24 protein-coding genes, 1 pseudogene and 2 riboswitches are annotated in these 26898 nt (G+C 66.1%); of the genes and pseudogenes, 13 read left to right on the forward strand and 12 right to left on the reverse strand.

The annotated features are described in order from the left end of the window. Window positions 1-25: 25 nt before the first annotated feature. The 7 genes and pseudogenes from aroA (at window position 26) to trpB (ending at window position 6677) form a co-directional block, all read left to right on the forward strand. Window positions 26-1369, forward strand: a complete 1344-nt coding sequence (gene aroA / locus CRO07_RS11595) for a 3-phosphoshikimate 1-carboxyvinyltransferase (RefSeq protein WP_097030851.1) — start codon at window positions 26-28, stop codon at window positions 1367-1369. 71 nt (window positions 1370-1440) lie between these two features. Further along, on the forward strand, window positions 1441-2052 hold the full coding sequence (locus tag CRO07_RS11600; RefSeq protein WP_097030852.1) for a (d)CMP kinase: 612 nt from the start codon (window positions 1441-1443) through the stop codon (window positions 2050-2052). A 108-nt stretch (window positions 2053-2160) separates the two neighbouring features. Then, window positions 2161-3822, forward strand: a pseudogene (rpsA, locus tag CRO07_RS11605) (30S ribosomal protein S1); the annotation flags it as partial. Window positions 3823-4025: 203 nt separating this feature from the next. Beyond that, window positions 4026-4307: an integration host factor subunit beta gene (gene ihfB, locus CRO07_RS11610; RefSeq protein WP_097030853.1), complete on the forward strand. Its 282-nt coding sequence runs from the start codon at window positions 4026-4028 to the stop codon at window positions 4305-4307. Window positions 4308-4344: 37 nt separating this feature from the next. Continuing rightward, entirely contained in the window at window positions 4345-4722 is a 378-nt protein-coding gene (locus tag CRO07_RS11615) for a LapA family protein (RefSeq protein WP_097030854.1), read from the forward strand. Continuing rightward, window positions 4722-5360, forward strand: coding sequence for a phosphoribosylanthranilate isomerase (locus CRO07_RS11620; RefSeq protein WP_097030855.1), 639 nt, complete (start codon window positions 4722-4724; stop codon window positions 5358-5360). The genes CRO07_RS11615 and CRO07_RS11620 overlap by 1 nt, the downstream gene beginning before the upstream one ends. 84 nt (window positions 5361-5444) lie before the next feature. After that, window positions 5445-6677: a tryptophan synthase subunit beta gene (gene trpB, locus CRO07_RS11625; RefSeq protein ID WP_097030856.1), complete on the forward strand. Its 1233-nt coding sequence runs from the start codon at window positions 5445-5447 to the stop codon at window positions 6675-6677. A 60-nt stretch (window positions 6678-6737) separates the two neighbouring features. Here the strand turns inward: trpB and CRO07_RS11630 are convergent, their stop codons facing one another. From CRO07_RS11630 to hpbA, 3 genes are all read right to left on the reverse strand, one after another. Continuing rightward, window positions 6738-8360 carry a methyl-accepting chemotaxis protein gene (locus CRO07_RS11630; RefSeq protein WP_097030857.1) on the reverse strand — a complete coding sequence of 541 codons (1623 nt, stop codon included), beginning with the start codon at window positions 8358-8360 and terminating at the stop codon, window positions 6738-6740. Between the two features lie 401 nt (window positions 8361-8761). Next, the gene (locus CRO07_RS11635) at window positions 8762-9439 is read right to left on the reverse strand and encodes an energy-coupling factor ABC transporter permease (RefSeq protein ID WP_097030858.1); all 678 of its coding nucleotides are present in this window, start codon (window positions 9437-9439) and stop codon (window positions 8762-8764) included. 63 nt (window positions 9440-9502) lie between these two features. Continuing rightward, a riboswitch (cobalamin riboswitch) is annotated at window positions 9503-9707 on the reverse strand. A 165-nt stretch (window positions 9708-9872) separates the two neighbouring features. Beyond that, the gene (hpbA, locus tag CRO07_RS11640; RefSeq protein WP_097030859.1) at window positions 9873-11909 is read right to left on the reverse strand and encodes an N-methyl-L-proline N-demethylase HpbA; all 2037 of its coding nucleotides are present in this window, start codon (window positions 11907-11909) and stop codon (window positions 9873-9875) included. Window positions 11910-12024: 115 nt separating this feature from the next. Here hpbA and CRO07_RS11645 point away from each other — a divergent pair, with 115 nt between their 5' ends. Then, window positions 12025-12654 (forward strand): TetR/AcrR family transcriptional regulator, encoded by a 630-nt coding sequence (locus tag CRO07_RS11645; protein ID WP_097030860.1) that lies wholly within the window; start codon window positions 12025-12027, stop codon window positions 12652-12654. Window positions 12655-12747: 93 nt separating this feature from the next. Here CRO07_RS11645 and CRO07_RS18925 read toward each other — a convergent pair whose 3' ends face one another. Then, a complete protein-coding gene (locus CRO07_RS18925) occupies window positions 12748-12894 on the reverse strand; it encodes a hypothetical protein (protein WP_204840008.1) in 147 nt (48 codons plus the stop codon). A gap of 524 nt (window positions 12895-13418) precedes the next feature. On the opposite strand from CRO07_RS18925, the gene CRO07_RS11650 reads away from it, so the two are divergent. Further along, window positions 13419-14393, forward strand: coding sequence for a glutathione S-transferase family protein (locus CRO07_RS11650; protein ID WP_097030861.1), 975 nt, complete (start codon window positions 13419-13421; stop codon window positions 14391-14393). 119 nt (window positions 14394-14512) lie between these two features. Here the strand turns inward: CRO07_RS11650 and CRO07_RS11655 are convergent, their stop codons facing one another. Next, on the reverse strand, window positions 14513-15016 hold the full coding sequence (locus CRO07_RS11655) for a hypothetical protein (protein WP_235840990.1): 504 nt from the start codon (window positions 15014-15016) through the stop codon (window positions 14513-14515). Between the two features lie 211 nt (window positions 15017-15227). Next, window positions 15228-15404, forward strand: a riboswitch (cobalamin riboswitch). 46 nt (window positions 15405-15450) lie between these two features. Between CRO07_RS11655 and bluB the strand changes: the two genes are divergently transcribed. From bluB to CRO07_RS11670, 3 genes are all read left to right on the forward strand, one after another. Further along, a complete protein-coding gene (gene bluB / locus CRO07_RS11660) occupies window positions 15451-16164 on the forward strand; it encodes a 5,6-dimethylbenzimidazole synthase (protein WP_097030862.1) in 714 nt (237 codons plus the stop codon). A gap of 199 nt (window positions 16165-16363) precedes the next feature. After that, a complete protein-coding gene (locus CRO07_RS11665) occupies window positions 16364-16966 on the forward strand; it encodes a rhomboid family intramembrane serine protease (protein ID WP_235840991.1) in 603 nt (200 codons plus the stop codon). A 124-nt stretch (window positions 16967-17090) separates the two neighbouring features. After that, entirely contained in the window at window positions 17091-18473 is a 1383-nt protein-coding gene (locus CRO07_RS11670; RefSeq protein ID WP_097030864.1) for an aspartate aminotransferase family protein, read from the forward strand. Window positions 18474-18541: 68 nt separating this feature from the next. Here the strand turns inward: CRO07_RS11670 and CRO07_RS11675 are convergent, their stop codons facing one another. From CRO07_RS11675 to CRO07_RS11700, 6 genes are read right to left on the reverse strand one after another with little or no spacing between them, the layout of a single operon-like run. Next, window positions 18542-20140, reverse strand: a complete 1599-nt coding sequence (locus CRO07_RS11675) for a GMC family oxidoreductase (protein ID WP_097030865.1) — start codon at window positions 20138-20140, stop codon at window positions 18542-18544. A 1-nt stretch (window position 20141) separates the two neighbouring features. Beyond that, window positions 20142-21137, reverse strand: a complete 996-nt coding sequence (locus CRO07_RS11680) for a branched-chain amino acid ABC transporter permease (protein WP_097030866.1) — start codon at window positions 21135-21137, stop codon at window positions 20142-20144. 1 nt (window position 21138) lies between these two features. Beyond that, window positions 21139-22026: a branched-chain amino acid ABC transporter permease gene (locus tag CRO07_RS11685; protein WP_097030867.1), complete on the reverse strand. Its 888-nt coding sequence runs from the start codon at window positions 22024-22026 to the stop codon at window positions 21139-21141. A 1-nt stretch (window position 22027) separates the two neighbouring features. After that, a complete protein-coding gene (locus CRO07_RS11690) occupies window positions 22028-22726 on the reverse strand; it encodes an ABC transporter ATP-binding protein (protein WP_097030868.1) in 699 nt (232 codons plus the stop codon). Between the two features lies 1 nt (window position 22727). Next, window positions 22728-23498 carry an ABC transporter ATP-binding protein gene (locus CRO07_RS11695; RefSeq protein WP_097030869.1) on the reverse strand — a complete coding sequence of 257 codons (771 nt, stop codon included), beginning with the start codon at window positions 23496-23498 and terminating at the stop codon, window positions 22728-22730. A gap of 2 nt (window positions 23499-23500) precedes the next feature. After that, window positions 23501-24703 (reverse strand): ABC transporter substrate-binding protein, encoded by a 1203-nt coding sequence (locus CRO07_RS11700; RefSeq protein ID WP_204840009.1) that lies wholly within the window; start codon window positions 24701-24703, stop codon window positions 23501-23503. A gap of 208 nt (window positions 24704-24911) precedes the next feature. Between CRO07_RS11700 and CRO07_RS11705 the strand changes: the two genes are divergently transcribed. Then, the gene (locus CRO07_RS11705; RefSeq protein ID WP_097030871.1) at window positions 24912-25823 is read left to right on the forward strand and encodes a LysR family transcriptional regulator; all 912 of its coding nucleotides are present in this window, start codon (window positions 24912-24914) and stop codon (window positions 25821-25823) included. 12 nt (window positions 25824-25835) lie between these two features. On the opposite strand, the gene selD is transcribed toward CRO07_RS11705, so the two are convergent. Beyond that, window positions 25836-26897 carry a selenide, water dikinase SelD gene (gene selD / locus CRO07_RS11710; protein WP_204840010.1) on the reverse strand — a complete coding sequence of 354 codons (1062 nt, stop codon included), beginning with the start codon at window positions 26895-26897 and terminating at the stop codon, window positions 25836-25838. Window position 26898 lies beyond the last annotated feature (1 nt).

Below are 26898 nucleotides of genomic sequence, written 5' to 3' on the forward strand. Positions count from 1 at the left end.
CCCGGGGGCTTTCAGGAGGAAGATCATGTCCGGCCATGGTGCAGCGCAACCGATGACCGCCCGCCGTTCAGGCCCGCTGACGGGCCGGGCCGAGGTGCCGGGCGACAAGTCGATCAGCCACCGCGCGCTGATCCTTGGGGCGATGGCGGTGGGCGAGACCCGGATCACCGGCCTTCTGGAAGGTCAGGATGTGCTGGACACGGCAAAAGCCATGCGCGCCTTCGGGGCCGAGGTCACGCAGCACGGCCCCGGCCAGTGGTCGGTGCATGGCGTAGGCGTGGGCGGATTTTCCGAGCCGGCCGATGTGATCGACTGCGGCAATTCGGGAACCGGCGTGCGGCTGTTGATGGGCTGCATGGCGACGACGGGCCTGACGGTGACTTTTACGGGTGACGCCAGCCTGCGCAAGCGCCCGATGGGCCGCGTGACCGAGCCGCTGGCGCTGTTTGGCGCGCGGGCCTATGGGCGCAAGGGCGGGCGGTTGCCGATGACCGTCGTGGGGGCCGCCGATCCGGTTCCGGTGCGCTATGCCGTGCCGGTGCCCTCGGCGCAGGTGAAATCGGCGGTGCTGCTGGCGGGGCTGAACGCGCCGGGTCAGACCGTGGTGATCGAGCGCGAGCCCACGCGCGATCATTCCGAACGGATGCTGCGCGGCTTCGGGGCCGAACTGACGGTCGAGGAGACGCCCGAGGGTCATGTGATCACCCTGACCGGCCAGCCCGAGTTGCGCCCGCAGGCGGTGGCGGTGCCGCGCGATCCGTCCTCGGCGGCGTTTCCGGTCTGCGCGGCGCTGATCGTCGAGGGGTCGGACATTCTTGTGCCCGGCGTCAGCCGCAACCCGACCCGCGACGGGCTGTATGTCACTTTGCTGGAGATGGGCGCCGACATCGCCTTCGAGAACCCGCGCGAGGAAGGCGGAGAGCCGGTGGCCGACCTGCGGGTGCGCGCCTCGGCGTTGACGGGGGTCGAGGTGCCGCCCGAACGCGCGCCCTCGATGATCGACGAATATCCGGTGCTGGCGGTGGTGGCGGCTTTTGCCGAGGGTCGCACCGTCATGCGCGGGGTGAAAGAGTTGCGGGTGAAGGAAAGCGACCGGATCGATGCGATGGCCCGCGGTCTGGAGGCATGCGGCGTGCGCGTCGAGGAAGACGAGGACACGCTGATCGTGCATGGCATGGGGGCGGGCGCTGTGCCGGGGGGGGCGGTCTGCGCGACCCACATCGATCACCGGATCGCGATGAGTTTTCTGGTGCTGGGGATGGCGGCGAAGGCCGAGGTGTCGGTGGATGACGGATCGCCGATCGCGACCTCTTTCCCGGCGTTCGTGGGGTTGATGCGCGGGCTGGGCGCCGAGCTTGCGTTGGGGTGAGGGCGGAAGCGGGGGGCTGTCTGCCCCCCGCGCCCCCCGAGGATATTTGAGCCAGAATGAAAGGCAGCGGGATGCGCTTTACGGTGGCGATCGACGGGCCGGCGGCGGCGGGGAAGGGCACGATCTCGCGCGCGGTGGCGGCGCATTTCGGTTTTGGCCATCTGGATACCGGGTTGCTGTATCGTGCGGTGGGAGCCAAAGGGGGCGATCCGGCGGCGGCGGCGGCCGGGCTGGAGCCGGCGGATCTGGAGCGGGGCGACCTGCGTTCGGCCGAGGCGGGGCAGGCGGCCAGCCGGGTGGCGGCGTTGCCCGAGGTGCGGGCGGCGCTGGTGGAGTTCCAGCGGCGGTTTGCGCGACGTGAAGGCGGTGCGGTTCTGGACGGGCGCGACATCGGCACGGTGATCTGTCCCGAGGCGGAGGTGAAGCTGTTTGTCACCGCCTCGGATGAGGAGCGGGCGCGGCGGCGCTGGCTGGAACTGGCGGCGAAGGGGGGCGTGCAGAGCGAGGCCGAGGTTCTGGCCGATCTGCGAGAGCGCGACCGTCGCGACCGTGAGCGGGAGGCGGCGCCGTTGCGGCCGGCGCCGGATGCGCTCTTGCTTGACACGACGGAGTTGACTATAGACGCCGCAGTCGCCAAGGCGATCAAGGCCATCGAACTCAGGCAGGCGCAGGGTCGGGAGTAATCCGCGGCCCTTGTCGTTTTGATGACGGTCTTGGACCTTGGGGTGTGAAAAGACCGGCGGAGCCAACCGCCAGGCCCGTGAAATGCGAAAATAAGGATATCAGACTGCATGTGCGCTAAAGCAACCATGGAAGAATTCGAGGCTCTGCTGAACGAGAGCCTTCAGATCGACACCCCCCAGGAGGGTTCGGTCGTCAAGGGCCGTGTGATCGCCGTCGAGGCGGGCCAGGCCATCATCGACGTCGGCTACAAGATGGAAGGCCGCGTCGACCTGAAAGAATTCGCCGACATGAGCGGCAATGTCGACATCTCGGTCGGCGACGAGGTCGAGGTTTATCTTGACCGCGTGGAAAACGCGCGTGGCGAGGCTGTCATCAGCCGTGACAAGGCCAAGCGCGAGGAAGCCTGGGACCGTCTCGAGAAGGCCTATGCCAACGAGACCCGCGTCGAAGGCGCGATTTTCGGCCGCGTCAAGGGCGGCTTTACCGTCGATCTCGGCGGCGCGGTGGCCTTCCTGCCCGGTTCGCAGGTCGATGTGCGCCCGGTGCGCGATGCCGGCCCGCTGATGGGCATGAAACAGCCGTTCCAGATCCTGAAGATGGACCGTCGCCGCGGCAACATCGTCGTGTCGCGTCGTGCGATCCTGGAAGAATCGCGTGCCGAACAGCGCGCCGAGGTGATCTCGAACCTGTTCGAAGGTCAGACCGTGGATGGCGTGGTGAAGAACATCACCGAATACGGTGCGTTCGTTGACTTGGGCGGCGTCGACGGCCTGCTGCACGTCACCGACATGGCCTGGCGCCGCGTCAACCACCCGTCCGAGATCCTGTCGATCGGCGAGACCGTGAAGGTCCAGGTCATCAAGATCAACAAGGAAACCCACCGGATCAGCCTGGGCATGAAGCAGCTTCAGTCGGATCCGTGGGATGCGGTGGAAAAAGCCTATCCGATCGGCTCGGTCCACAAGGGCCGCGTGACCAACATCACCGATTACGGCGCGTTCGTCGAACTGGAAGCCGGTGTCGAAGGTCTGGTCCACGTTTCGGAAATGAGCTGGACCAAGAAGAACGTGCACCCCGGCAAGATCGTCTCGACCTCGCAGGAAGTCGATGTGATGGTGCTGGAAATCGACAGCGCCAAGCGCCGCGTCTCGCTGGGTCTGAAACAGACCATGCGCAACCCGTGGGAAGTCTTCGCCGAGACCCATCCGGTTGGCACCGCGATCGAGGGCGAAGTCAAGAACATCACCGAATTCGGTCTGTTCGTTGGTCTCGACCATGACATCGACGGCATGGTGCACCTTTCGGACCTGAGCTGGGATCAGCGCGGCGAAGAAGCGATCCAGAACTATCGCAAGGGCGATGTCGTGAAGGCGGTCGTGACCGAAGTCGACATCGACAAAGAGCGGATCTCGCTGTCGATCAAGGCGCTTGGCGACGACACCTTCACCGAGGCGATGGATGGCGTGAAGCGCGGCTCGATCGTCACCGTCACCGTGACGGCGATCGAGGATGGCGGCGTCGAGGTGGAATACAACGGCGCCAAGTCGTTCATCCGCCGCTCGGACCTGTCGCGCGACCGGGCCGACCAGCGCCCCGAGCGGTTCCAGATCGGTGACAAGGTCGATGTGCGCGTGACCAACGTCGATCCCAAGACCCGCCGTCTGGGCCTGTCGATCAAGGCGCGCGAGATCGCGGAAGAGAAAGAGGCCGTCGAACAGTATGGCTCGTCCGATTCGGGCGCGTCGCTGGGCGACATCCTCGGCGCGGCGCGGCGCTGCGCAACAGCGAACGCGGCTGATCTTCTCTTTGTGGACGGATTGGGGCCCCGCAGCGATGCGGGGCCCTTTTCCTTTGCGATCATTCCCCGGAAGTCGCGTTGGATGCAGGGTTTTCCCGTTTGTGCGGCGAGATTTTTTCCTTTATCCTTCCTTGCGATAACGATATCCGCCGAAGGCGGCCAAGGGGGGCAAGGATGATCCGATCGGAACTGATCCAGAAAATTGCCGACGAGAATCCGCATCTCACCCAGCGGCATGTCGAGCGGATCGTGAACACCGTCTTCGAGGAAATCATCGAGGCACTGTCGCGCGGCGACCGGGTGGAACTGCGCGGATTCGGCGCATTCTCGGTGAAGGCGCGGGATGCCAGAGTCGGCCGCAACCCGAGAACGGGTGAAGCCGTCGAAGTCGAAGACAAGAAGGTTCCCTTCTTCAAAACCGGCAAGCTGTTGCGCGATCGTCTGAACGCGAAGTGACACGGCATTTGCCCCTCTGATTGGTGAGCAGGTCCCTATGATCCGTTGGTTGCGTATTCTGATCCTCCTTGTGCTTGCGGTCGTGCTGCTGACCGTTGCGCTGGCCAACCGTGATCCTGTCACGGTCAAGCTGATGCCTGACAATCTGGCGGCCTTTGTCGCCACCGATTGGTCTGCCTGGTCGATGGAGCTGCCGCTTTATGCGGTGATCTTCGGCGGCATCGTCGCCGGTCTGCTGATCGGCTTCTTCTGGGAGTGGATGCGCGAACACAAGCACCGCGCCGAGGCCCGTCGCAAGACCAAGGAAGTCAAGACCCTTCAGCGCGAGGTGTCCACCCTCAAGTCGAAGGTCGATGCCGCCAACGCCAATGCGCCCAAGAACGACGTTCTGACCGCGCTGACGAAATCGGCCTGATGGGATCTGTCCGCGTCAAGGTCTGCGGGTTGCGGACCAAGGCGGATGTGCAGGTGGCCGCGTCTTCGGGCGCGGCCTATTGCGGTTTTGTGTTTTTCCCCAAATCTCCGCGCCATCTTGAAATCTCGGCGGCGCGGGATCTTGCGCTTCTGGCGCCGATCGGTCTGGCCAAGGTGGCGCTGACGGTGGATGCCGATGACGCCACGCTGGATGCGATCGTCGAGGGGGTGCCGCTGGACATGCTGCAACTTCACGGCCACGAAAGCCCCGATCGCGTGGCCGAGGTTCGTGATCGCTATCGCCTGCCGGTGATGAAGGCCGTGGGCATCGCGGATGAGGGCGATCTGCCGGCGATTCTCGACTATTCGCTGGTGGCCGACCAGATCCTGATCGATGCCAAGGCGCCGAAGGGGGCTGCGTTGCCGGGCGGCAACGGGCTTGCCTTCGACTGGCGGCTGATTGCGGGGCGGCACTGGCTGCGGCCGTGGATGCTGGCCGGGGGGCTGACGCCGGACAACGTGGCCGAGGCGATCCGGCGCACCGGGGCGAAGCAGGTCGATGTGTCCTCGGGGGTCGAATCGGCGCCGGGGGTCAAGGATGCCGACAAGATCGCCGCCTTCGTGAAGGCCGCCGGCTGACATGACCATTTGCGCAAGAGGCCGCGCTTTACCGTTCCGCGCATCGGCGCTAAACGGGCGCTGACAGCTTAAGGGAGCAGGCGCATGGCCGACGACGGCATCAACAGCTACATGACCGGCCCGGATGAGCAGGGGCGCTTCGGCATCTTCGGCGGGCGCTTCGTCTCCGAGACGCTGATGCCGCTGATCCTGGATCTGGAAGCGCGTTACGAATTCGCCAAGACCGACCCGGCCTTCTGGGCCGAGATGGACGACCTTTGGAAGCATTATGTCGGCCGGCCCTCGCCGCTTTATTTCGCGCCGCGGCTGACGGCGCATCTGGGCGGCGCCAAGATCTACCTGAAGCGCGACGAGTTGAACCATACCGGCGCGCACAAGATCAACAACGTGCTGGGCCAGATCATTCTGGCCCGTCGCATGGGCAAGACCCGGATCATCGCTGAAACCGGTGCCGGTCAGCATGGGGTGGCGACCGCCACGGTCTGCGCCAAGTTCGGGCTGAAATGCGTGGTCTACATGGGTGCGCATGATGTCGAGCGGCAGGCGCCCAACGTGTTCCGCATGCGGCTGCTGGGTGCCGAGGTGGTGCCGGTGACCTCGGGTCGCGGCACGCTGAAGGATGCGATGAACGATGCGCTGCGCGACTGGGTGACCAATGTGCGCGACACGTTCTACTGCATCGGCACGGTGGCGGGGCCGCATCCCTATCCGGCGATGGTGCGCGACTTCCAGTCGATCATCGGCAAGGAAGTGCGCTGGCAACTGGCCGAACAGGAAGGCGAGGGCCGTCTGCCCGACACCGTGATCGCGGCCATCGGCGGCGGGTCGAACGCGATGGGGCTGTTCTATCCGTTCCTTGACGATCCGTCCGTGCGCATCATCGGGGTCGAGGCCGGCGGCAAGGGGGTCGACGACCGGATGCAGCATTGCGCCAGCCTGACCGGCGGGCGGCCCGGCGTGCTGCATGGCAACCGCACCTATCTGTTGCAGGACGACGACGGGCAGATCCTTGAGGGCTTCTCGATCTCGGCGGGTCTCGATTATCCGGGGATCGGGCCGGAACATGCGTGGCTGCACGACACCGGCCGCGCCGAATATGTCAGCATCACCGACGCCGAGGCGCTTGAGGCGTTCCAACTCTGCTGTGCGCTGGAAGGCATCATCCCCGCGCTGGAACCCAGCCACGCGCTGGCCCATGTTCTCAAGATCGCGCCGACGCTGCCCAAAGACCATATCATCGTGATGAACATGTGTGGTCGTGGCGACAAGGACATCTTCACCGTGGCCAAGCACCTTGGCTTTGACATGAAGATCTGACGGCAGCCGGGTCGGTTCGGCGGTCAAGGACCCGCAGTCGCTGCGGGTCCTTTTGCAATCCTAGGCCCGCGCAAGGATGGGCTGGGATGGCGTCTCATTCAGCGCGAAGTCGAAGCCTCCTCGGGCGGGGGGCACCACCGCAAGCTGTGGGCCCGGCCGTTTCGCCGGGGCGGGGTTGGGGGCTTCGTCCCGGCTGTCGACATGGAAGAAGCCGGCCGTGGTCTCAAGCTCGTCCGCTTCGGCGGCCAGCCTGTTGGCTGCCGAGGCCAGCTCTTCCGATGCGGTGCCGTTTTGCTGTGTCACCTGATCCAGTTGCTGGATCGCGATGGCGACCTGCTGCGCACCTGCCGTCAATTCGCGCGAGGCGACCGAGATCGCGGTGACAAGGCCGGCCGTCCGCTCGATATCGGGCACCAGCCGTTCCAGCATCCCGCCCGCCTCGGTTGCGGCCCGCACGGTGCCATGCGACAGCGCCGAGATGTCGGCCGCCGCCTGCTGGCTGCGCTCGGCCAGCTTGCGCACCTCGGACGCCACAACGGCGAAACCGCGGCCATGTTCGCCGGCGCGTGCCGCCTCGACCGCGGCATTCAGGGCCAGAAGATCGGTCTGGCGGGCGATTTCCTGAATCACAAGGATACGCTCGGCGATGGATTGCATTGCGGCCACCGCATCCGACACCGCCCGTCCCGACAGGCGGGCATCCTCGGCCGATTTGCGGGCAATGGTTTCGGTCTGTTCGGCATTCTCGGCCGATTGCCGGATATTGGCCGCCATCTGTTCGACCGAGGCCGACGCCTCTTCCGTGGCCGACGCCTGCTCGCTTGCGCCCTGCGCAAGCTGTTCCGAGGTCGAGGCCATGCGCGAACTGCCCATCGCCACCTGCCGCGCGGTCGCGGTCACGCCGCCCACCACCTCGCGCAGCTTCATAACCATCGTGTTGTTGGCGCAGAGCAGGGCGGCGATCTCGTCGTTGCCCTTGGCCTCGACGGTCGCGGACAGATCGCCATCGGCCACGCGCTGCGCCACATGCAGCGCCGTCCCCAGCCCGCGGGTGATCGTCAGGACGATCCAGATCGCAGCCAACGAGCCGAAAATCCCCGCCGCAGCCGACAGGATCAGGAGATTGCGGAAAGATCCGCGCAGATCGCGCTCGGCGGCTTCTGCTGCGGCCACCATCTCGCTTTTGTAAAGATCGCGGAACGGTGCCAGCGCGGCCGACAAATCCCGCATCTCGGCCCGCGATTCGGTTGCCAGCAGATGCGAGGCCGCGCCCTGATCGCCCCGGTCGGCCAGTTCGAACACGCGGTTGTTGATGTCGCGGGCGGTGGCGCGAACGGCGTCATAGTTTTCGATCATCGCCCGGCCGCGGTCATCGGCCAGCGTCGTCAGCGTCTCGATGCTTTCGGTCATCTGTGTCTGGATCGCCGCGATCTCTGCTTTCAGGGCGGCCCGTTCTTCCGGGGTCTGGGCGATGGCATAGTCGCGCAGCACGATGCCGAATTGGGTCTGCTGAAGTTCCAACCGGTCGACGGCAAGAACCCGCGCCGACTGAAGGTTGACGACATCGTTCAGGACCACATTCGCCTGGCTCAGGTCGCGCAGCCCCAGAAAGGTCGACGCCCCGGCAAGCGCAAAGACCACCAGAAAGGCGGCGGCAAGTTTCATCTTGATAGTCAGTTTCATGGATCTCCCCCGGCAATTTTTACTCGATGCCCGATGGCAAGGGCCATGGAACCGGCGGAGACGCATCAGGCGCGGCGGCCCTTTGGTCGTCCGGCCGCCCGGTTCGGATGCGGCAACTTGTCGGAACGAGGAAAATCGCAGCCTCGGGGCGGTTGCAGCAATCCATGCGTAGGGATGGCGCCGGCCATCAAAGGCGCCGATCCATCCGTGCGACACTATGTTTCGCCGCGGACGGTCAGGACGATGGATGATTACGCGATGAAGTTTGTGCACCGCCGGGGGCTGTGCTTCGATCCGGGTGCCTTGCAGCGGCATCCGGGATCAGGCGGTGAGGGTGGGCAAACTGAAACAGGCCGGCATGTGCCGGCCTGTTTCAGAATCGGTTGCGGCAACGGCCGCGTTCAGGCTGCGTGGTGCAGGCGGTGGGTGACGATCCCCGAACCGGCAAGGCCGCGCAGCGATTTGGCGCCGGCCAGCACCGCCAGATCGACCAGCGGTTCCAGCAGCACAACCAGCATGTAGGCGCTGCCGAAGGTCGCGATGGCGGTCAGGCTTTCCGCGCCAATCCCCTGGCCCAGCACGGCCCAGAACGCGACCCAGGCCACAACGCCGCCCTGATAGGCGGTCGAAAGCGCCAGCGCCTGACGGTAGGTCAGGTCGACATAAGGGGTGTGGGGCGCGATGATCCGGCTGGCCAGCGCCTGAAGCGCGAACAGCGGCACCAGCAGCGTGGTGACGTTCATCCCGTATTGCGGCAGATCCAAGGGTGCGAACAGCAGGCCCTGGATCAGCAGACCCAGCGCAAGCCCGAAGGCTGCCGGCGCCGCGCCAAGGATCAGGAACAGGGTCGAGCCGAGGATCAGGTGAACCTCGGAGACGCCCACGGGGTAGTGCGGAAAGATCTGAAAGAAGCTGAACACCGCGACCGTGGCGATGACGCTCCGCAGCACGAGCGACAGGGCGCCCTTTTCGCGCAGCGTTTCCCATCCCAGCTTCAGCGCATAGACGGCTGCCGTCGCGGCGGTGGCATAGCCGGTGATGACCTTGGCTCCGGTCACGAGACCGGGTTCGATATGCATGTCGTCCTCCTGGCCGTCATCCCCGACGGCAGTTCAGGTTGGGCCGGTTCCCCGGCGGAAATGGCGCATGTGCGCCTGACGGCAGGTCTCCTGACTTGCGGGTCGCGGCCTTCCCCAAACCTTCCCGGCCAAGGGCCAGTGGTGTCTTCGGGGGCGGCTCGCCGCTTACAGTTGCGGGGGCAGTCGTGGATTCGGGGCAACCCTCACCACGTTCCCTTTTCATCCCTTGACCTTGCGGTGTTCGGGAACCGTCGCTGTCTGGCGTGACAGATCCGGGGCGCGGCGTCAATCGCGCCGGTCCCGGATCGCGCGGAACGCGGCCGGAAATCTTGCCGCATGACAGGCGTTTGGCGGCCGTGGTGGCCGGGCATGAAAAAGGCGGCGGGCCGCTGTGGCCCGCCGCCCGTGTCAGTCTGTTTGTGCGGGGGGCCGGTCACAGCCCCCGTGTCAGCCGCAGCGCATCATAGATCGCGGCATGGGTGTTGCGGGCGGCCACCGCATCACCGATGCGGAACAGCCGGAAGCGCCCGTCGGGATTGCGCGTCACCACCTGCGGGGCGCCGGTGGCCAGCGCCTCGTAATCCACTTCGCCCGCGTTCGACGACAGCGGCTTCAGCGCGAAATAGACCTCGTCCAGCGGGCGGGTGCCGTGGTTCACCACGACCTGATCCACCAGCCGTTCGCGCCGGGCCGCGCCATAATCGCTGCCAAGGACGGCGCGCAGCCGGTTGCCCTCGCGGGTGACCGACAGCAGCCGCCATGTCACGGTGAAGGTGACGTTGCGGGTTTGCAGCGCCCGCATGTAGGGCACAAGGTTCATGGCCATCACCTCGGGGGCGAAGCTGCGGTCGGGGGTCACGATCTCGACCGCGGCGCCGCTGGCCGAGATCACATCGGCGGCCTGAAGCCCGGCATGATCGCCCGCATCGTCAAAGATCAGCGCCTCGGTTCCCGGTTTCACATCCCCCGACAGGATGTCCCAAGCCGAACAGACCAGATCGTTGCCGGATGCCAGCACCTCGGTATGGGGCAGGCCGCCGGTGGCCACGATCACCTCATGCGGGTCGGTCGCCAGCACCGTGTCGGCATCGGCATAGGTGTTGAAGTGAAAGTTCACGCCCAGCTTTTCGCACTGCGCCATGCGCCAGCCGATGATCGAGATCATCTCGCGTCGCCGCTCTTGCCGGGCGGTCAGGCGGATCTGTCCGCCGGGTTCGTCGGCGGCTTCGAACACGGTCACATGATGGCCGCGTTCGGCGGCGACGCGGGCGGTCTCCAGCCCGGCCGGGCCGGCGCCGACGATGGTGACACGTTTGCGCGTCTCGGCCCTGGCGATGGTGTGGGGCTGTTCCAGTTCGCGCCCGGACGAGGGGTTGTGCAGGCACAGCGCCATCCCGCCCTGATAGATCCGGTCAAGGCAGTAATTCGCCCCGACACAGGGGCGGATGTCGTCTTCGCGGCCCTCGACCAGTTTGCGCACCAGATGCGGGTCAGCGATATGCGCCCGGGTCATTCCCACCATGTCCAGCTTGCCGCTGGCGATGGCGTGGCGGGCGGTCGCAAGATCGGGGATGCGGGCGGCGTGGAAGGTGGGGAAGTTGGTGGCGGCGCGGATCTCGCCGGCGAAATCCAGATGCGGCGCGCTGCGCATCCCCTGAATCGGGATCAGGTCGGTCAGGCCCGGATCGGTGTCGATATGGCCCTTCACCACGTTCAGGAAATCCACCAGACCGCTGGCCTTCAGCTTTTGCGAAACCTCAAGCCCTTCGGCCTTGCCCATGCCGCCGGGCATGTCCTGATCGCCGGTGTAGCGCAGGCCGACGATGAAATCGTTGCCGCAGCGGGCACGGATCGCGCGCAGCACGTCGAAGGTGAAGCGCAGCCGGTTGTCCAGGCTGCCACCATAAGGGGCGTCCAGATCGTTGGTCAGGGGTGACCAGAACTGTTCCAGCAGATGGCCATAGGCCTCAAGTTCGATCCCGTCGACGCCGGCGGTCTTCATCCGTTCCGCGGCATCGGCGAAATCACCGATGATCCGGGCGATGTCCCAGTCTTCCATCCGCTTGGGGAAGGCGCGGTGCGACGCTTCGCGTTCGTGGCTGGGGGCGACCACGGGCAGCCAGTCGGCCTTGTCCCAGCGGGTGCGCCGGCCAAGGTGGGTCAGCTGGATCATCACCGCCGCGCCGTGGTCGTGGCACTCGTCTGTCAGCTTTTTCATCCAGCCCACCACCTCGTCCTTCCAGGCGAGGATGTTGTTGAACACCGGAGGGCTGTCGCGCGCGATGCTGGCCGAACCCGCGGTCATGGTCAGCGCAACGCCCGCGCGCGCCCGTTCGACGTGATAGGCGCGGTAGCGGTCTTTTGGCATCCCGTCCTCGGGGTAGGCGGGTTCGTGGCTGGTGATCATGATGCGGTTGCGCAGCGTCAGATGCTTGAGCTGATAGGGCTGAAGCAGCGGGTCGTTCGACATGGGGATCTCCGGGCAGGGCATGGCTTGGGCGGGGGCAGCATCGGGCGTAATGTGCAGTTGTGTCAAGTAGACGTTCGATGGTGGACATTTTTCCTTTGGCGCCTATCATGGGGGCATGGATGATCTGCCGGACAACGAAACGGGATGGCGCGGATCGCGCGAGGGCTGGCTTCAGGCGGCCTATGACGCGCTGATCTACGGTGGCGTGGATGCGGTGAAGATCATGCCGCTGGCCGCGCGGCTACGGCTGTCGCGCACCAGTTTCTATTGGTTTTTCAAGGATCGGGCCGCGCTTCTTGATGCACTGCGCGCCCGCTGGGCCGAGGCCACCACCGCCCCTCTTGTCGCCGCAACCCGCGATTATGCCGACAGCCAGACCGAGGCGATGCTGAATGTCATCGGCTGCTTTCTGTCCGGCCGTTTCGATGCACGGCTGGAATTCGCGGTGCGAAGCTGGGCGCTTCAGGATGCCACGATGATGGCCGAGGTCCACAGCGCCGATGCCGCCCGGCTTGCGGCGCTGGGGGCGATGCTGTGCCGCTGGGGGCATGACGCGCAGGATGCCGATGTGCGCGCGCGGACGGTCTATCTGGTGCAGATCGGCTATATCTCGATGCAGGCCAATGAGACGATGGCCACCCGGTTGGCGCGCATCCCGAATTATGTCGAGATCTACACCGGCCAGCGTCCCGCCCCGAACGAGATTGCCCGCCTGCACGCGCGTCTTGGGGTGGCAGGGGGCTGACAGGCCCCCGTCGGACGTGTCAGGCGCGGGCCGGGCTGGCAAGGCGCGGGAACAGGATCACGCTTGCGCCGACCGCCAGACCGGCAAGCTCGGTCATTCCCGGCACGGTGATCGCCAGCAGACAGTCGGCGGGATGAACGCTTGTGCGGGCGCGCCCGCCCCCGCGGCAAAGGCATCGATCAATCCGTCCTGCTCCTGACCCACCGCATCGCTTGCGCCCGAATGGCTGATGTCGGACAAGGCATCTGTGCTTGCGAAAAAGCGCGGCAGCAGGTTGCGGCGGTGCCGCCCGCCGGCCCTACCGGGCCACGCCGCCCGTCAAGATCGGCCACCGCGGCGATGCCGGCGCCTTGCAGCGCCACGACCTGAAACGGGGTCTGCGCCCGGCATGGCGCCGAGCGTTCACGGATGCGCGCCGGTCGGTTGATCCACACGCAACCTTTGGCTTCAGGTTCAGACAAAAAGGGTGGCCGCCCCGGTCCGATCCCGCAACCTCCGGGCCTTCGCGGGCAGACCGGCACGGGCGCTGCGCGTCCGGGATGGGGCGGCGGGGTCCGGCCCCCGTTTCCGCGGGCCTGCGCCCGTTCGGCACAAGGTCCGCGCCACCTGCGCACAGCCTCTCTGCATCCGTGAAGATGGCCGAGCCCGTCGCCGCACCCTATCCTTCCCATGTAGCCGACGGTGTGGGCGGTGACAAAGGGCCGGGTCCGGCGTTGCCTGCTTCGTGACGGCTATCGCCCTTCCCGCCACCCCGGAGGATCGACATGGGACAGCTGATCGACGGCCACTGGACCCCCGCCTGGTATGACACCGGCGCCAGCGGCGGCGCGTTCGTGCGCGACACCGCCCGCTTTCGCAACTGGATCACGCCCGACGGCAGCCCCGGCCCATCCGGCAGCGGCGGCTTTGCCGCCGAAAGCGGGCGTTATCACCTGTATGTCTCTTACGCTTGCCCTTGGGCGCACCGGACGCTGATCTTTCGCGCACTGAAGGGGCTGGGCGATCACATCGGCGTTTCTGTGGTTCATCCCGACATGCTGGATGACGGCTGGACCTTTGCCACCGACTTTCCCGGCACGACCGGCGACCGGCTGTTCGGGCTGCCCTTTCTGCGCGACATCTATACCCGCGCGGTGCCTGACATCTCGGGGCGGGTGACGGTGCCGGTGCTGTGGGATCGCGCGCAGGGCACCATCGTCAGCAACGAATCCTCGGAAATCATCCGCATGTTCAATTCGGCCTTCGACGGGCTGACCGGGAACCGCGCCGATTTCCGGCCCGAAGCCCTGCGCGACGGGATCGAGGCGATGAACGCCCGGATCTATCCTGCGGTCAACAACGGCGTCTATCGCGCGGGCTTTGCCACCACACAAGCGGCCTATGACGAGGCGGTGCACCTGCTGTTTGACACGCTGGACTGGCTTGACGCGCATCTGGGCCGCCACCGCTATCTGTTGGGCGACCGGGTGACCGAGGCCGACTGGCGGCTGTTCACCACGCTGGTCCGGTTCGATCCGGTCTATCACCTGCATTTCAAATGCAACCGCCGACGGCTGATCGACTATCCCGACCTCTGGGCCTACACGCGCGAGCTTTACCAGTGGCCGGGTGTGCGCGAGACGGTGCGCCTGGATCATATCGTGCGGCACTATCACTTCAGCCACGACACGATAAACCCGCACCGCATCGTGCCGATCAACCCGCTGATCGACTTCGATGCCCCGCATGGGCGCGGGTAACCCGATCAAGCGCGGCACTTTCCCGCTTGGGCGGGGGCAAAGCGGCAATTGACCCAAGCCACCGCAGGCAGCGTGCCACTTTCCCGCTTGGGCGGGGGCAAAGCACGGGCGGGGGATGGTCAGCCGCCCATCGCCAGTTCGTCGGGGTCGGGCTCGGGCAGTTCGGCGATGCGGTAAATCACCACCTTCTCAAGGAAGGCACCGCCCGCACGCACGCGCGAGCGTGAGGGCAGCGGCAGGATGCGCACCGGCCCGCCCGGCATCGGCAGACCCCCGCCCAGCATCCGGTAAATCCCCAGATCCATCATGTCGAGCTTCAGCGCATCGCCGCCCGGCAGATGCAGCGTCAGGTGCAGATCGCCGTCCGCCACTGCCTCGACGGTGATCAGCATCCGGTCCGCGGGCACAGGCACAGGCGCATCGGCGGCAAGGCAGACCGTCCCGCCATAGCGGCCAAAGCCGGTTGCAAGGAAATCGACCAGCGCCGAGGCCACCCGCGCCGGATCGGGTGCGGCCCTGCCGGCCGCCGCTTTTGCCAGCGCCGCGCCATGGGTTGCATGGAACGGACATTTGGCTGCCACCGCCCACTGCGGGGTCTGGTCGGTCAAAGCCTCACTCGACATTGTGGCACCTCGTCACTTCACAAATGGCACACCGGGCTGGCTGACCGGACGCTTGTCACGCCCTTCACATGGCTTTGGCCATTGCATTATCCAAGAGTTCGGCGCCGCTGCACATGGCTATTTATGGCGCAGGCCCCGCCTTGCCCATTTTTCGGGCCAAGGCGCGCGGTTGCGTCCGCGCCCGGGGCGTTGCATTCGCCCCGCCGATCTGGTCTGACGCACCCGCCGGGTGCCGCCGCAAGGCGGAGAATCGGGAAGCCGGTGGAAATCCGGCGCGGGCCCGCCGCTGTATCGGGGATGTTTCAGGCACGATGCCACCGGGCAACCGGGAAGGCGCCTGCGGCAGATGAACCGAAGCCAGAAGACCGGCCCGGCAAAGAGGTTCCTGCCGCGTGGACGGCGGCGGGATCATCATGGCCAAAGGACCAGACGACATGTCGGCATCCTCTTCGGCACCCGATCGGGTGCTTCCGCTTCCTGCCCGCCGTTTCAGCGACGCTGAAAGGCAGGCGCTTTACGACATCATCGCCGAGCGTCGCGACGTGCGCGACGAGTTCCTGCCCGATCCGGTGGACCCTGCCGCGCTGCGCCGCGTGCTTGAGGCCGCACATCTGGCCCCCTCGGTCGGCTTCATGCAGCCGTGGAACTTCATCCTGATCCGCGATGCGGCCCGCCGTGCCGCTGTGCATCAGGCCTTCCTGCGCGCCAACGACGAGGCCGCCGCGCTGTTCCCCGAAGACAAGCGCGACACCTATCGGTCCTTGAAGCTGGAAGGCATCCTGAAGGCGCCGCTGAACATCGCCGTCACCTGCGACCGCGACCGCTGCGGCCCGGTGGTGCTGGGCCGCACCCACAACGCCGAGATGGACCTGTATTCCACCGTCTGCGCGGTGCAGAACCTGTGGCTGGCCGCCCGGGCCGAGGGGCTGGGCGTGGGCTGGGTCAGCATCTATCGCGAGGACGAACTGCGCGCCGTCCTTGGCATCCCCGATCGGGTGCGCATAGTGGCCTATCTGTGCATCGGCCATGTGGATCGGTTCTATACCGCGCCGGAACTGGCGCTGAAGGGTTGGCGGCAGCGGTTGGCGCTGGACGATCTGCTGATGGAAGACGGTTGGCAGGCCGACAAGGCCGCGACGGCCGGCTGATGCCCGCGGCCCGCGCCGCCTGTCGCGGCCGGGCCTACCCGTGGGCGGCAGGTGCCTTTCCTGCGGGGCTTGCCCGATTTCCGCAACGCTGGCCTTCTCGCCGCCCGCGCGGTGCCCTATCTTGCCGGCCATGAGATCACCAATCCCCCGCGCGCCCCGACCCGGGTCCGGCTCTGCCGGGGCACCCGGTTATCTGTGGGTGCTTGTCGGCCTGCTGGTCGCGATCGAACTGGTCCTGACCGCAGCCGAGGCGGGCCTTGTCGGCCAGCCGGGCCTGCGGGTGGGGGCCTTCATGCTGGGCGCGTTCTGGCCGCCCCTGCTGGTTCCGGGGGCCGAGGGGCTGTATCCCGGCCAGCGGTTCGTGATGTTTCTAAGCCATGCCTTCCTTCATGGCAGCCTTGGGCATGTGGCAATGAACGGGGTGATCCTGCTGGCGCTGGGAAAGGCGCTGGGGGAACGGGCGGGGGCGGTTCGGACGCTGGCCCTGTTCGCGCTGTCGGCCATCGCGGGGGCGGCGGCATTTGCGCTTTTGTCCAGCGCAAGCGGGCCGATGATCGGGGCCTCGGGTGCGGCCTTCGGGTTTTTCGGGCTGTGGAATGCGTGGGATTTCACCGCCCGGCTGCGCGCGGGGCTGCCGCTGCGCCCGGTTCTGGCCACGGTGGCGGGGCTTGTGCTGATCAACGTCGCGCTGTGGCTGTTCCTTGGCGGCGGTCTGGCGTGGCAGGCCCATCTGGGCGGCTATCTGACCGGCTGGGCGGCGGCCTTCACCTTCGCCCGCCTGTCCCCGCGTGCGGCGGTCTAAGGCCGGCCTTCGCGGGAAAAACCGCGAATCAACCGAAAAATGCCTTGGGACGCTGCGGCAGCGTCGACAAGCCGCAGGCGGCAGGGTAAGCCCGATGAAGCCACCCGCGTGACAAGAGCCCCCGATGACAAAGCTTTCCAACTCGCTCGCCGCTGCCGATATTGCCCACTCGCTGCACCCCTACACCAACGCCCGCGCGCATGAACGCAACGGGCCGATCATCATGGCCCGGGGTGCGGGCGTGCATGTCTATGACAGCGAGGGCAAGGAATACATCGAAGGGCTGGCCGGGCTGTGGTCCGTGGCCGTGGGCTTTTCCGAACCGCGTCTGGCCGAGGCCGCGGCCCGCCAGATGGCCGAACTGCCATTTTACCACACCTTCGCCGGCAAGGCGAACGAGCCCGCGATCCGGCTGGCCGAAAAGCTGGTCGAGATGACACCCGACCCGCTGACGCGCGTGTTCTTCACCAACTCGGGGTCGGAAGCGAACGACACGGTGGTGAAGCTGGTCTGGTTCATGATGAACGCGCAAGGCCGGCCGAAGAAGAAAAAGTTCCTGTCGCGGCACAAGGGCTATCACGGCATCACGGTGGCCTCGGGGTCGCTGACCGGGCTGCCGGTGAATCACCGTGATTTCGATCTGCCGGCGATCCCGGTGGTGCATCTGACCTGCCCGCATCACTGGCGTTTTGGCCATCCGGGCGAATCCGAGGCCGCTTTTACCGCCCGCCTGCTGCGCGAGGCCGAGGAAACCATTCTGGCCGAAGATCCCGACACCATCGCCGCCTTCATCGGCGAGCCGGTGATGGGCGCGGGCGGGGTGATCGTGCCGCCCGAAGGCTACTGGGAAGGAATCGAGGCGCTGTGCCGGCGGTATGACATCCTGATCGTCGCGGATGAGGTCATCAACGGCTTTGGCCGGCTGGGCACCACCTTCGGCTGCGAACGGATGGGCTTCACCCCCGATATTCTTGTGACCTCGAAACAGTTGACCTCGTCCTACATGCCGCTGGCCGCCGTGGTGATGACCGAGGCGATCTATGACGTCATTGCCGATCACAGCGACAAACTCGGAACGCTGGGCCATGGCTTTACCGCTTCGGGCCATCCGGTCGCGACCGCGGTCGGACTCGAGAACCTGAAGATCATCGAGGAACGCGATCTGGTCGGCAATGCCGCCCGGCTGGCGCCTTCGTTCCAGAACGGGTTGCGCGCCTTTGCCGATCTGCCGCTGGTGGGCGAGGTGCGGGGCATGGGGCTGATCGCGGCCATCGAACTGGTGGCAGACAAGGCGACGAAGCGCAGCTTTGATCCGTTGGGCCGGGTCGGAGCCCGCGCCGCCGCCTTCGCCGCCGAGGAAGGCCTGATCTGCCGCGCCCTTGGCGATACGCTGGCGCTGTGCCCGCCGCTGATCGTGACGGATGCCGATATCGCCCGCATCATTGCGCGGATGGGCCGCGCCATCACCCGCACCGGCGACTGGGCCAAGGCCGAAGGGCTGGTCTGAGCGATCGGGAAGGGCGGCGCAGCCGCCAGACCCGGCTGGTCCGAGGGATCGGAAAGCCCGATCCTTGCCTATGCGCCCCGCGCATCGGCAAGGATCATCTCGGCCGCCTTTTCAGCGATCATCAGGGTCGGGGAATTGGTGTTTCCCGAAGTGATCGTCGGCATGATCGACGCATCCGCGATCCGCAGTCGCCCCAGCGCGCGAAACCGCAGCCGTGGGTCCACCACGCTGCCCGCATCCGCGCCCATCCGGCAGGTGCCGACCGGGTGGAAGATGGTGGTGCCGATCTGGCCCGCCGCCTCGATCAGCTCGTCCCGGCTTTGGAACGCGGGGCCGGGGCGGTATTCCGTCGGCTGAAACCGGGCGAAGGCGGGTTGGCTTGCGATGTGGCGGGCCAGCCGGATCGAGCGCGCCGCCACCTCTCGGTCGGAGTCGGTGGTCAGGTAGTTCGGCGCGATGGCGGGCTGATGCCGCGGATCGGGCGAGGTCGCATGAACCGTGCCGCGGCTGTCGGGGCGCAGGTTGCAGACGCTGGCGGTCATGGCGGGGAAGGGGTGGACCTTGTCGCCGAATTTTTCCAGCGACACCGGCTGAACGTGAAACTCCAGATCCGGGGTCGCCTTGTCGGGGCCGGACCGCGCGAAGATACCGGCCTGACTGGGCGCCATCGACATCGGTCCCGATCGCCGCCACAGATATTCCAGCCCGATCGCCGCGCGACCGAACAGGCTTGTGGCCTTTTCATTCAAGGTGGGCACGCCATGCACCTTGAACACAAGGCGCAGTTGCAGATGATCCTGAAGGTTGGCGCCGATCCCCGGCACCGCGACCTGCGGCGCGATCCCCGCCGCTTTCAGCGCCGCCGGATCGCCAATTCCCGACAGTTCCAGAATATGGGGCGAGCCGATGGCCCCGGCCGACAGCACGGTTTCGCGCGCGGCCCGGACCTCGTGCAGCGCGCCGCCTTGACGATAGCGCAGGCCGCGGACCTCGCCGCCCTCGACGATCAGGCTTTCCACCTGCGCCTCGGTGATGACACGCAGGTTCGGCCGCTTCAGGGCCGGGCGCAGGAAGGCCTTGGCGGTGTTCCAGCGGATGCCGCTGCGCTGGTTGACATCGAAATAGCCGCCGCCCTCGTTCGAGCCGCGGTTGAAATCTGATGTCCGGGGAATGCCGGCCTGTTCGGCAGCATCAAGGAAGGCATCCAGCACCGCCCAGCGGACGCGCGCACGTTCCACCCGCCATTCGCCGCCCGCGCCGTGATGTTCGCTGGCGCCGAGGTGGTGATCCTGCTGGCGGCGGAACAGCGGCAGCACGTCGTCCCACCCCCAGCCGGTGCAGCCCATCTGGCGCCAGCCGTCGTAATCCTGCGCCTGACCGCGCATGTAGATCATTCCGTTGATGGACGAACATCCCCCCAGCACCTTGCCGCGCGGATAGATCAGGGCGCGCCCGCCCAGACCGGCCTCGGGCTGGGTGGTGAAGCACCAGTCGGTGCGGGGATTGTTGATGCAGTAGAGATAGCCCACCGGGATGTGGACCCAGTGATAGTTGTCGCGCTTGCCGGCCTCGATCAGCAGGACGCGGGTGCCGGGGTCTTGTGACAGCCGGTTGGCCAGCACACAGCCGGCGCTGCCGGCGCCCACGACGATGTAATCGGCCTCCATCTCAACGCTCCGAGGTGAAGCCAAGGGCGCGGCCAAGGCGCGAGGCGTAGAACTCGCCCACGATGCCGCGGCGGAACACCAGCACGCAGGCCATGAACACGAGGCCGGTGATGATCGTCACCGGAAAGTCCGAGGTCGCCAGATAGTTCTGCAATGTCACCACCAGACCGGCGCCGACCACCGGGCCCACCAGCGTGCCGATGCCACCCAGCAGCGTCATCAGGATCACCTCGCCCGACATCTGCCATGTCACATCGGTCAGGGTGGCGAACTGGAAGACCAGCGCCTTGACGCCCCCCGCCAGCCCCGCCAGCGCCGCCGACATCACGAAGGCGCCCAGCTTGTATTCCGCCACCGAATAGCCCAGCGAGATCGCCCGCGCCTCGTTCTCGCGGATCGCCTTCAGGATCATGCCGAAGGGCGAGTTCACAAATCGCCAGATCACCAGCATCCCCAGCGCAAAGACCGCCAGCACGAAGAAATACATGTTCGTGGTCTGCGACAGGTCGATCACCCCGAACAGGTGGCCGCGGGGAACCGACTGGATGCCGTCCTCGCCATGGGTGAAGCCCGCTTGCAGGCAGAAGAAGAAGAACATCTGGGACAGGGCAAGGGTGATCATCGCGAAATAGATCCCCTGCCGGCGGATCGCGATGGCGCCCATCACAAGGCCAAGCGCCGCCGCCCCCGCCACCCCCAGAAGGATGCCGAATTCCGGCGGCCAGCCCCAGACCTTCACCGCATGGGCGGTGAAATAGGCCGAGCCGCCGAAAAAGGTGGCATGGCCGAAGGACAGAAGTCCGGTATAGCCCAGCAGCAGGTTGAAGGCGGCGGCAAACAGCGCGAAGCACAGAAGCTTCATCAGGAAGATCGGGTAAAGGAAGAACGGTGCCGCGATCAGCAGGCCCGCCGCAGCCAGCAGGAGCGCAATCTTGACCGCGCCGGCCATCGGCCGCGCTGCCACCGGCTCGTCCGCGTGAGAAGTGTCGCGTGCCATGTCAGGCATCCTTTCCGAAAAGTCCCGCCGGCCGCAGGATCAGGACAATGGCCATGATGACGAAGATCACGATGTTCGAGGCCTCGGGGTAGAAGACCTTGGTCAGCCCCTCGGCGATGCCCAGCATGTAGCCGGTGACGATCGCGCCGAGGATCGAGCCCATGCCGCCCACCACCACCACCGCGAAGACCACGATGATCAGGTTCGACCCCATCAGCGGCGAGACCTGATAGACCGGCGCCGCCAGCACCCCGGCAAAGCCCGCCAGCGCCGCGCCGAGGCCATAGGTGAAGGTCAAAAGCAAGGGCACGTTGATGCCAAAGCTTTGCACCAGCGTCGGGTTCTCGGTCGCGGCACGCAGGTAAGAGCCGAGCTTGGTCTTTTCGATCAGCAGCCAGACCCCGATGCAGACGGCCAGCGAGGCCACCACCACCCAGCCGCGATAGATCGGCAGGAACATGAAGCCAAGGTTCACCGCCCCCGTCAGCGCCGCCGGCGGCGCATAGGGCTGCCCGGACGAGCCAAAGAACCAGCGGAACGTGCCTTCCAGCGTCAGCGCAAGGCCGAAGGTGAACAGAAGCCCGTAAAGGTGGTCCAGCTTGTAGAGCCGCGACAGCATCGTGCGCTCGATCAGCGCGCCGAACAGGCCCACGATCAGCGGCGCGATCAGCAGCGCGGGCCAGTAGCCGATCCCGGTCTGGGTCAGCAGCAGAAGCGCCACGAAGGCGCCCATCATGTATTGCGCGCCATGGGCAAAGTTGATCACACGCAAAAGCCCGAAGATCACCGCAAGGCCCAGCGACAGCAGCGCATAGAACGAGCCGTTGATCAGCCCCACCAGCAATTGCCCCATCAGCGCCTGGATCGGGATGCCGAAGATCATCGTCATGTCACACCCCCAGCACCGTGTTCAGCATCGCCATGTTCTGCGGCAGATCCGTCACCGGGAAATCGGCGACCATCTGGCCGTGGTCCATCAGGTAGAAGCGGTCCGCCACCTTCGAGGCGAAGCGGAAGTTCTGTTCCACCAGAACCACGGTCATGCCACGCGCCTTCAGCGTCACCAGAACCTCGCCGATGCGCTGGATGATGACCGGGGCCAGACCCTCGGTCGGCTCGTCCAGCAGCAGGCAACGCGCGCCGGTGCGCAGGATGCGCGCCATCGCCAGCATCTGTTGCTCGCCGCCCGAAAGCTTTGTTCCGGGACTTGAACGACGTTCCTCAAGGTTCGGGAAAAGCTGGTAGATTTCATTTAGCGTCATGCCGCCTTTGGCCACGACGGGCGGCAGCATCAGGTTTTCCTCGACCGTCAGGGTGGCAAAGATGCCGCGTTCCTCGGGCACGAAGCCCAGACCCGCCTTGGCGGTGCGGTGCAGCGGCACCGTCATCATGTCCTGGCCGGCAAAGCGGATCTCGCCGCTGCGCTTGCGCAGAATGCCCATGATGGTGCGCAGCGTGGTGGTCTTGCCCATGCCGTTGCGGCCGAGGATGCAGATCGTCTCGCCTTCCTCGACCGACAGGGTCACCCCATGCAGGACGTGGCTTTCGCCATACCAGGCGTGCAGGTTGGCAACGCTCAAGAGGGCCATGTCAGTCCTCCGTTCCCATATAGGCCGAACGCACCCGCGGATCGGCGCTGACGGTGGCATAGTCGCCATGGGCAAGGATCTCGCCCCGTTGCAGCACCGTCACCTGATGGCAGATGTCGGCCACGACGCTCAGGTTGTGTTCCACCATCAGCACGGCGCGGTGGCGGGCGACCTCGCGGATGATCTCGGCCACCATCCGCACATCCTCTTGCCCCATGCCGGCCATCGGCTCGTCCAGCAGCAGAACCTCGGGGTCCAGCGCAAGGGTGGTCGCGATTTCAAGCACGCGCTTGCGGCCATAGGAAAGATCGGCAGCCCGCGCGTCACGCCAACGGGTTAGGCCAAGATCTTCAAGCAAAACCTCAGCTCTGCCGTTCAACTGGTTCAGCGTCTTCAAAGGCCGCCAGAACTGCACCGCCAGCTCGGCCGGGCGCTGAAGCGCCACGCGGACGTTCTCGAGCACCGTCAGATGCGGAAACACCGCCGAGATCTGGAACGATCGCACCATCCCCATCCGCGCCACCTTGTCGGGGCGTGTCCGGGTGATGTCGGTTCCAAGCAGCGTGATCTGGCCGCGGGTTGGTTGAAGAAACTTTGTCAACAGGTTGAAAACTGTTGTCTTTCCAGCCCCGTTCGGTCCGATCAGGGCGTGGATGCGCGCGTGCTGCACATCGAGATTGACGTTGTTCACGGCCGTGAAGCCGCCGAAATCCTTACCGAGGCCGCGGGCGGAAAGCACCACCCGCGGCTCGTGGTCTGCGACCATGCCCATGATCAGTTCGTGACGAGCGGGCAGCCGCTTTCGGCCGGGTTCCGATAGGCCTGATCGCCCGGAATGGTGGCCAGCACGTTGAAATAATCCCACGGAACATCGCTGTCGCCGGGTTTCTTCACCTCAAGCAGATAGACGTCCGAGATCATCCGCCCGTTCTGGGCCACCTTGCCGCCCTTGGCAAAGACATCCTCGACCGGCAGCTCGTGCAGCTTTCCGGCGACCGCCTCGGTCGCGTCGGTGCCCGCGGCCTCGATCGCCTTCAGATACGAGGTGACGGCCGAATAGGTGCCGGCATGGACCATGTTCGGCATCGCGCCGGTGCGTTCCATGAACCGCTTGCCGAAGGCGGCGCTTTCCTCGTTGCGGTTCCAGTAGAAGCTTTCGGTCAGCGTCAGACCCTGCGCGGAGTCGATCCCCAGACCATGCACCTCGGCCAGTGTGAACAGCAGTGCCGCAAGCCGCTGGCCGCCTTGGACGATGCCGAATTCGCCAGCCTGTTTGATCGCGTTCTGGGTATCAAGACCGGCATTGGCCAGCCCGATGACCTTGGCGCCGGACGCCTGCGCCTGAAGCAGGAAGGACGAAAAGTCGGTGGTGGCCAGCGGATGGCGCACCGCGCCCACCACATTGCCGCCGCGATCCTTGACCACCGCGCCGGTATTTTCTTCCAGAGAATATCCGAAGGCATAGTCGGCGGTCAGGAAATACCACGAATCGCCGCCCTGTTCGACCAGCGCGCCGCCGGTGCCGATGGCCAGCGCATGGGTGTCATAGGCCCAGTGAAAGCCGAAGGGCGAACATTGCGCGCCGGTCAGCTCGGTCGTGGCCGCGCCGGTGGTGATGGTGACCTTCTGCTTCTCGCGCGACAGGGCCTGCACCGCCAGCGCCACAGACGAGGTCGTCAGTTCCATGATCGCGTCGACCTGTTCGGTGTCATACCACTGGCGCGCGATGTTCGAGGCGATGTCGGGCTTGTTCTGGTGGTCGGCGGTCACGACCTGAACGGGCATGTCCAGCACCTTGCCGCCAAAATCCTCGACCGCCATCAGTGCCGCCTGATAGCTGAACTTGCCGCCAAAGTCGGCGTAGACGCCCGACTGGTCGTTCAGAATGCCGATCTTCACCACATCGTCCGAGACCTGCGCCACCGCGGGCGACGTCAGCGCCGCGACGGATGCCGCCGACAGAAGAACCTTCCGCATCATGTATCCTCCCCGTTGGGCAGTTGCCTGCCAGCGCCGCCCAAGGGGCGCCGGCGGATCTGTCCTGTTCATGAATGTGCCGCGAAGGGCTCCTCTTCCCGTGCGGACGTGCTTAGGATCAACCGTTTCGGATCTGGACTCAAGCAATTTGTCGCAGCTATTTCGCTACAGGTTCTGTCCGTTTATGAACAGAAATGGGAAGAGACGCATGGGCAACTTTACCTGGGACGATCTACAGTTCTTTCTGGCCGTGGCGCGCACCGGGCAGTTGTCGCGCGCCGCGCGGCAGTTGCGCACCAGCCATGTCACCGTTTCGCGCCGGATCGACCGACTGGAAGCCGCGCTGAAGATGCGCCTGTTCGAGCGCAACCCCCGCGGCTATGAACTGACCCCCGTCGGCCGCCGCCTGATCGAAACCGCCGAGCGGATGGAGGCCGAGACCGAGCGGATGCAGGTCGATTTGCTGGGTGACGGGCCGGGGCAGCGCGGCGTGTTGCGGATGGCGGTGCCCGAGGGCTTCGGCAGCTGGTTCAGCCGCGTGCTGCTGGGCCCGTTCACCGCGCGCTTTCCCAATATCGCGCTGGAGCTGATCACCCTGCCGCAGATCATGTCGCTGTCGCGCCGCGAGGCCGATCTGACCGTGACGCTCGACCCGCCGAAGGCCAGCCCCTATCACTCTGAGAAGATTACCGACTACAGCCTGCATCTTTACGGCGCCCGCGACTACCTTGCCCGGCATCCGCCGATCACCCGGCGCGAGGATCTGCTGAAACACGCCTTCATCGGCTATATCGAGGAGATGATCTTCGCCCCGGGCCTAGACTATCTGGGCGAGGTGCATCCAGGCATCCGGGCAAATTTCAAAAGTTCAAGTATCTTCAATCAGTTGTCGGCAACGCGCATCGGGCTGGGCCTGTGCGTGCTGCCCCATTACGTCGCCTCGATGTGTCCGGATCTGGATCTGGTGCTGCCGTCCGAGGTCGCGCTGCGGCGGACCTACTGGCTGACCTGCCACCGCGACGTGCGTCCGCTGCCGCGCGAACGCTTGGTGATGGGCTTCCTGCTCGAGGCCGGGCGCAGCCATGGGCGCAGTCTGCTGTCGACGCCGCCGCCCGGTTGATGACGGCGCCAGTCAGACGAGGGTCAGGCCGGGGGTGTCGCTGGCTGCGACCTCTCCGATCACGCGGGCCTCGTCAAAGCCGTGGCGCCGGAACAGATCCAGTACCTCGGCCACCGCCGATGGCGCGCAACTGACCAGCAGGCCGCCGCTGGTCTGCGGGTCGGTCAGCAGCGCCCGTTCGGGCAGCGGGAAGGCAGCCGACAGGCTGACGCTTGTGCCGTAGCTGTCCCAGTTGCGCCCCGAGGCGCCGGTGACAAAGCCCTGCGCCATCAGCCCGCGCACGACCGGCATGACCGGCACGCTGTCCCAGCGGATGCGCAATTCGCAGCCCGATCCGCGGGCCATTTCCAGCGCATGGCCGGCAAGGCCGAAGCCGGTGACATCGGTCAGCGCGTGAACACCCGCCAGCGCCGCAAGCTCTGGCCCCGGGGTGTTCAGCTTGGTGGTGGTGGCGATCATCTGGGCATAGCCCTCGCCGTCCAGCGCGCCCTTTTTCAGCGCGGCCGACAGGATGCCGGTGCCGATGGGCTTGCCCAGAACCAGCACATCGCCCGGCCGGGCGGCCGCGTTCTTGCGCACCCGGTCGGGGTGGACAAGGCCAAGCGCCACAAGGCCATAGATCGGCTCGACCGAATCGATGGTATGGCCGCCCGCGATCGGGATGCCCGCCGCGGCGCAGGCCGCCGCCCCGCCTTCAAGGATGCGCCCGATGGTGGCCCTGGACAGCACCGCGATCGGCATCCCCACCAGCGCCAGCGCAAGGATCGGCCGCCCGCCCATGGCATAGACATCGCTGATCGCATTGGTCGCGGCGATCCGGCCGAAATCATAGGGATCGTCGACGATGGGCATGAAGAAATCGGTGGTGGCCACCAGCGCCTGATCGTCGTTCAACCGCCAGACCGCCGCATCGTCCGACGTGGCGATGCCGACAAGCAGATCCTCGGGCACCGGCAGTTGCGGTGCCGCGCGCAGCAGATCCGACAGCACGCCGGGCGCGATCTTGCAGCCGCAGCCGCCGCCATGGGCAAGTGAGGTAAGCCGGGGCTCTTGCGCGGTGGCCGTATCCATCATC

This window comes from Cereibacter ovatus, assembly GCF_900207575.1.
In the GTDB taxonomy this organism is placed as follows: domain Bacteria; phylum Pseudomonadota; class Alphaproteobacteria; order Rhodobacterales; family Rhodobacteraceae; genus Cereibacter_A; species Cereibacter_A ovatus.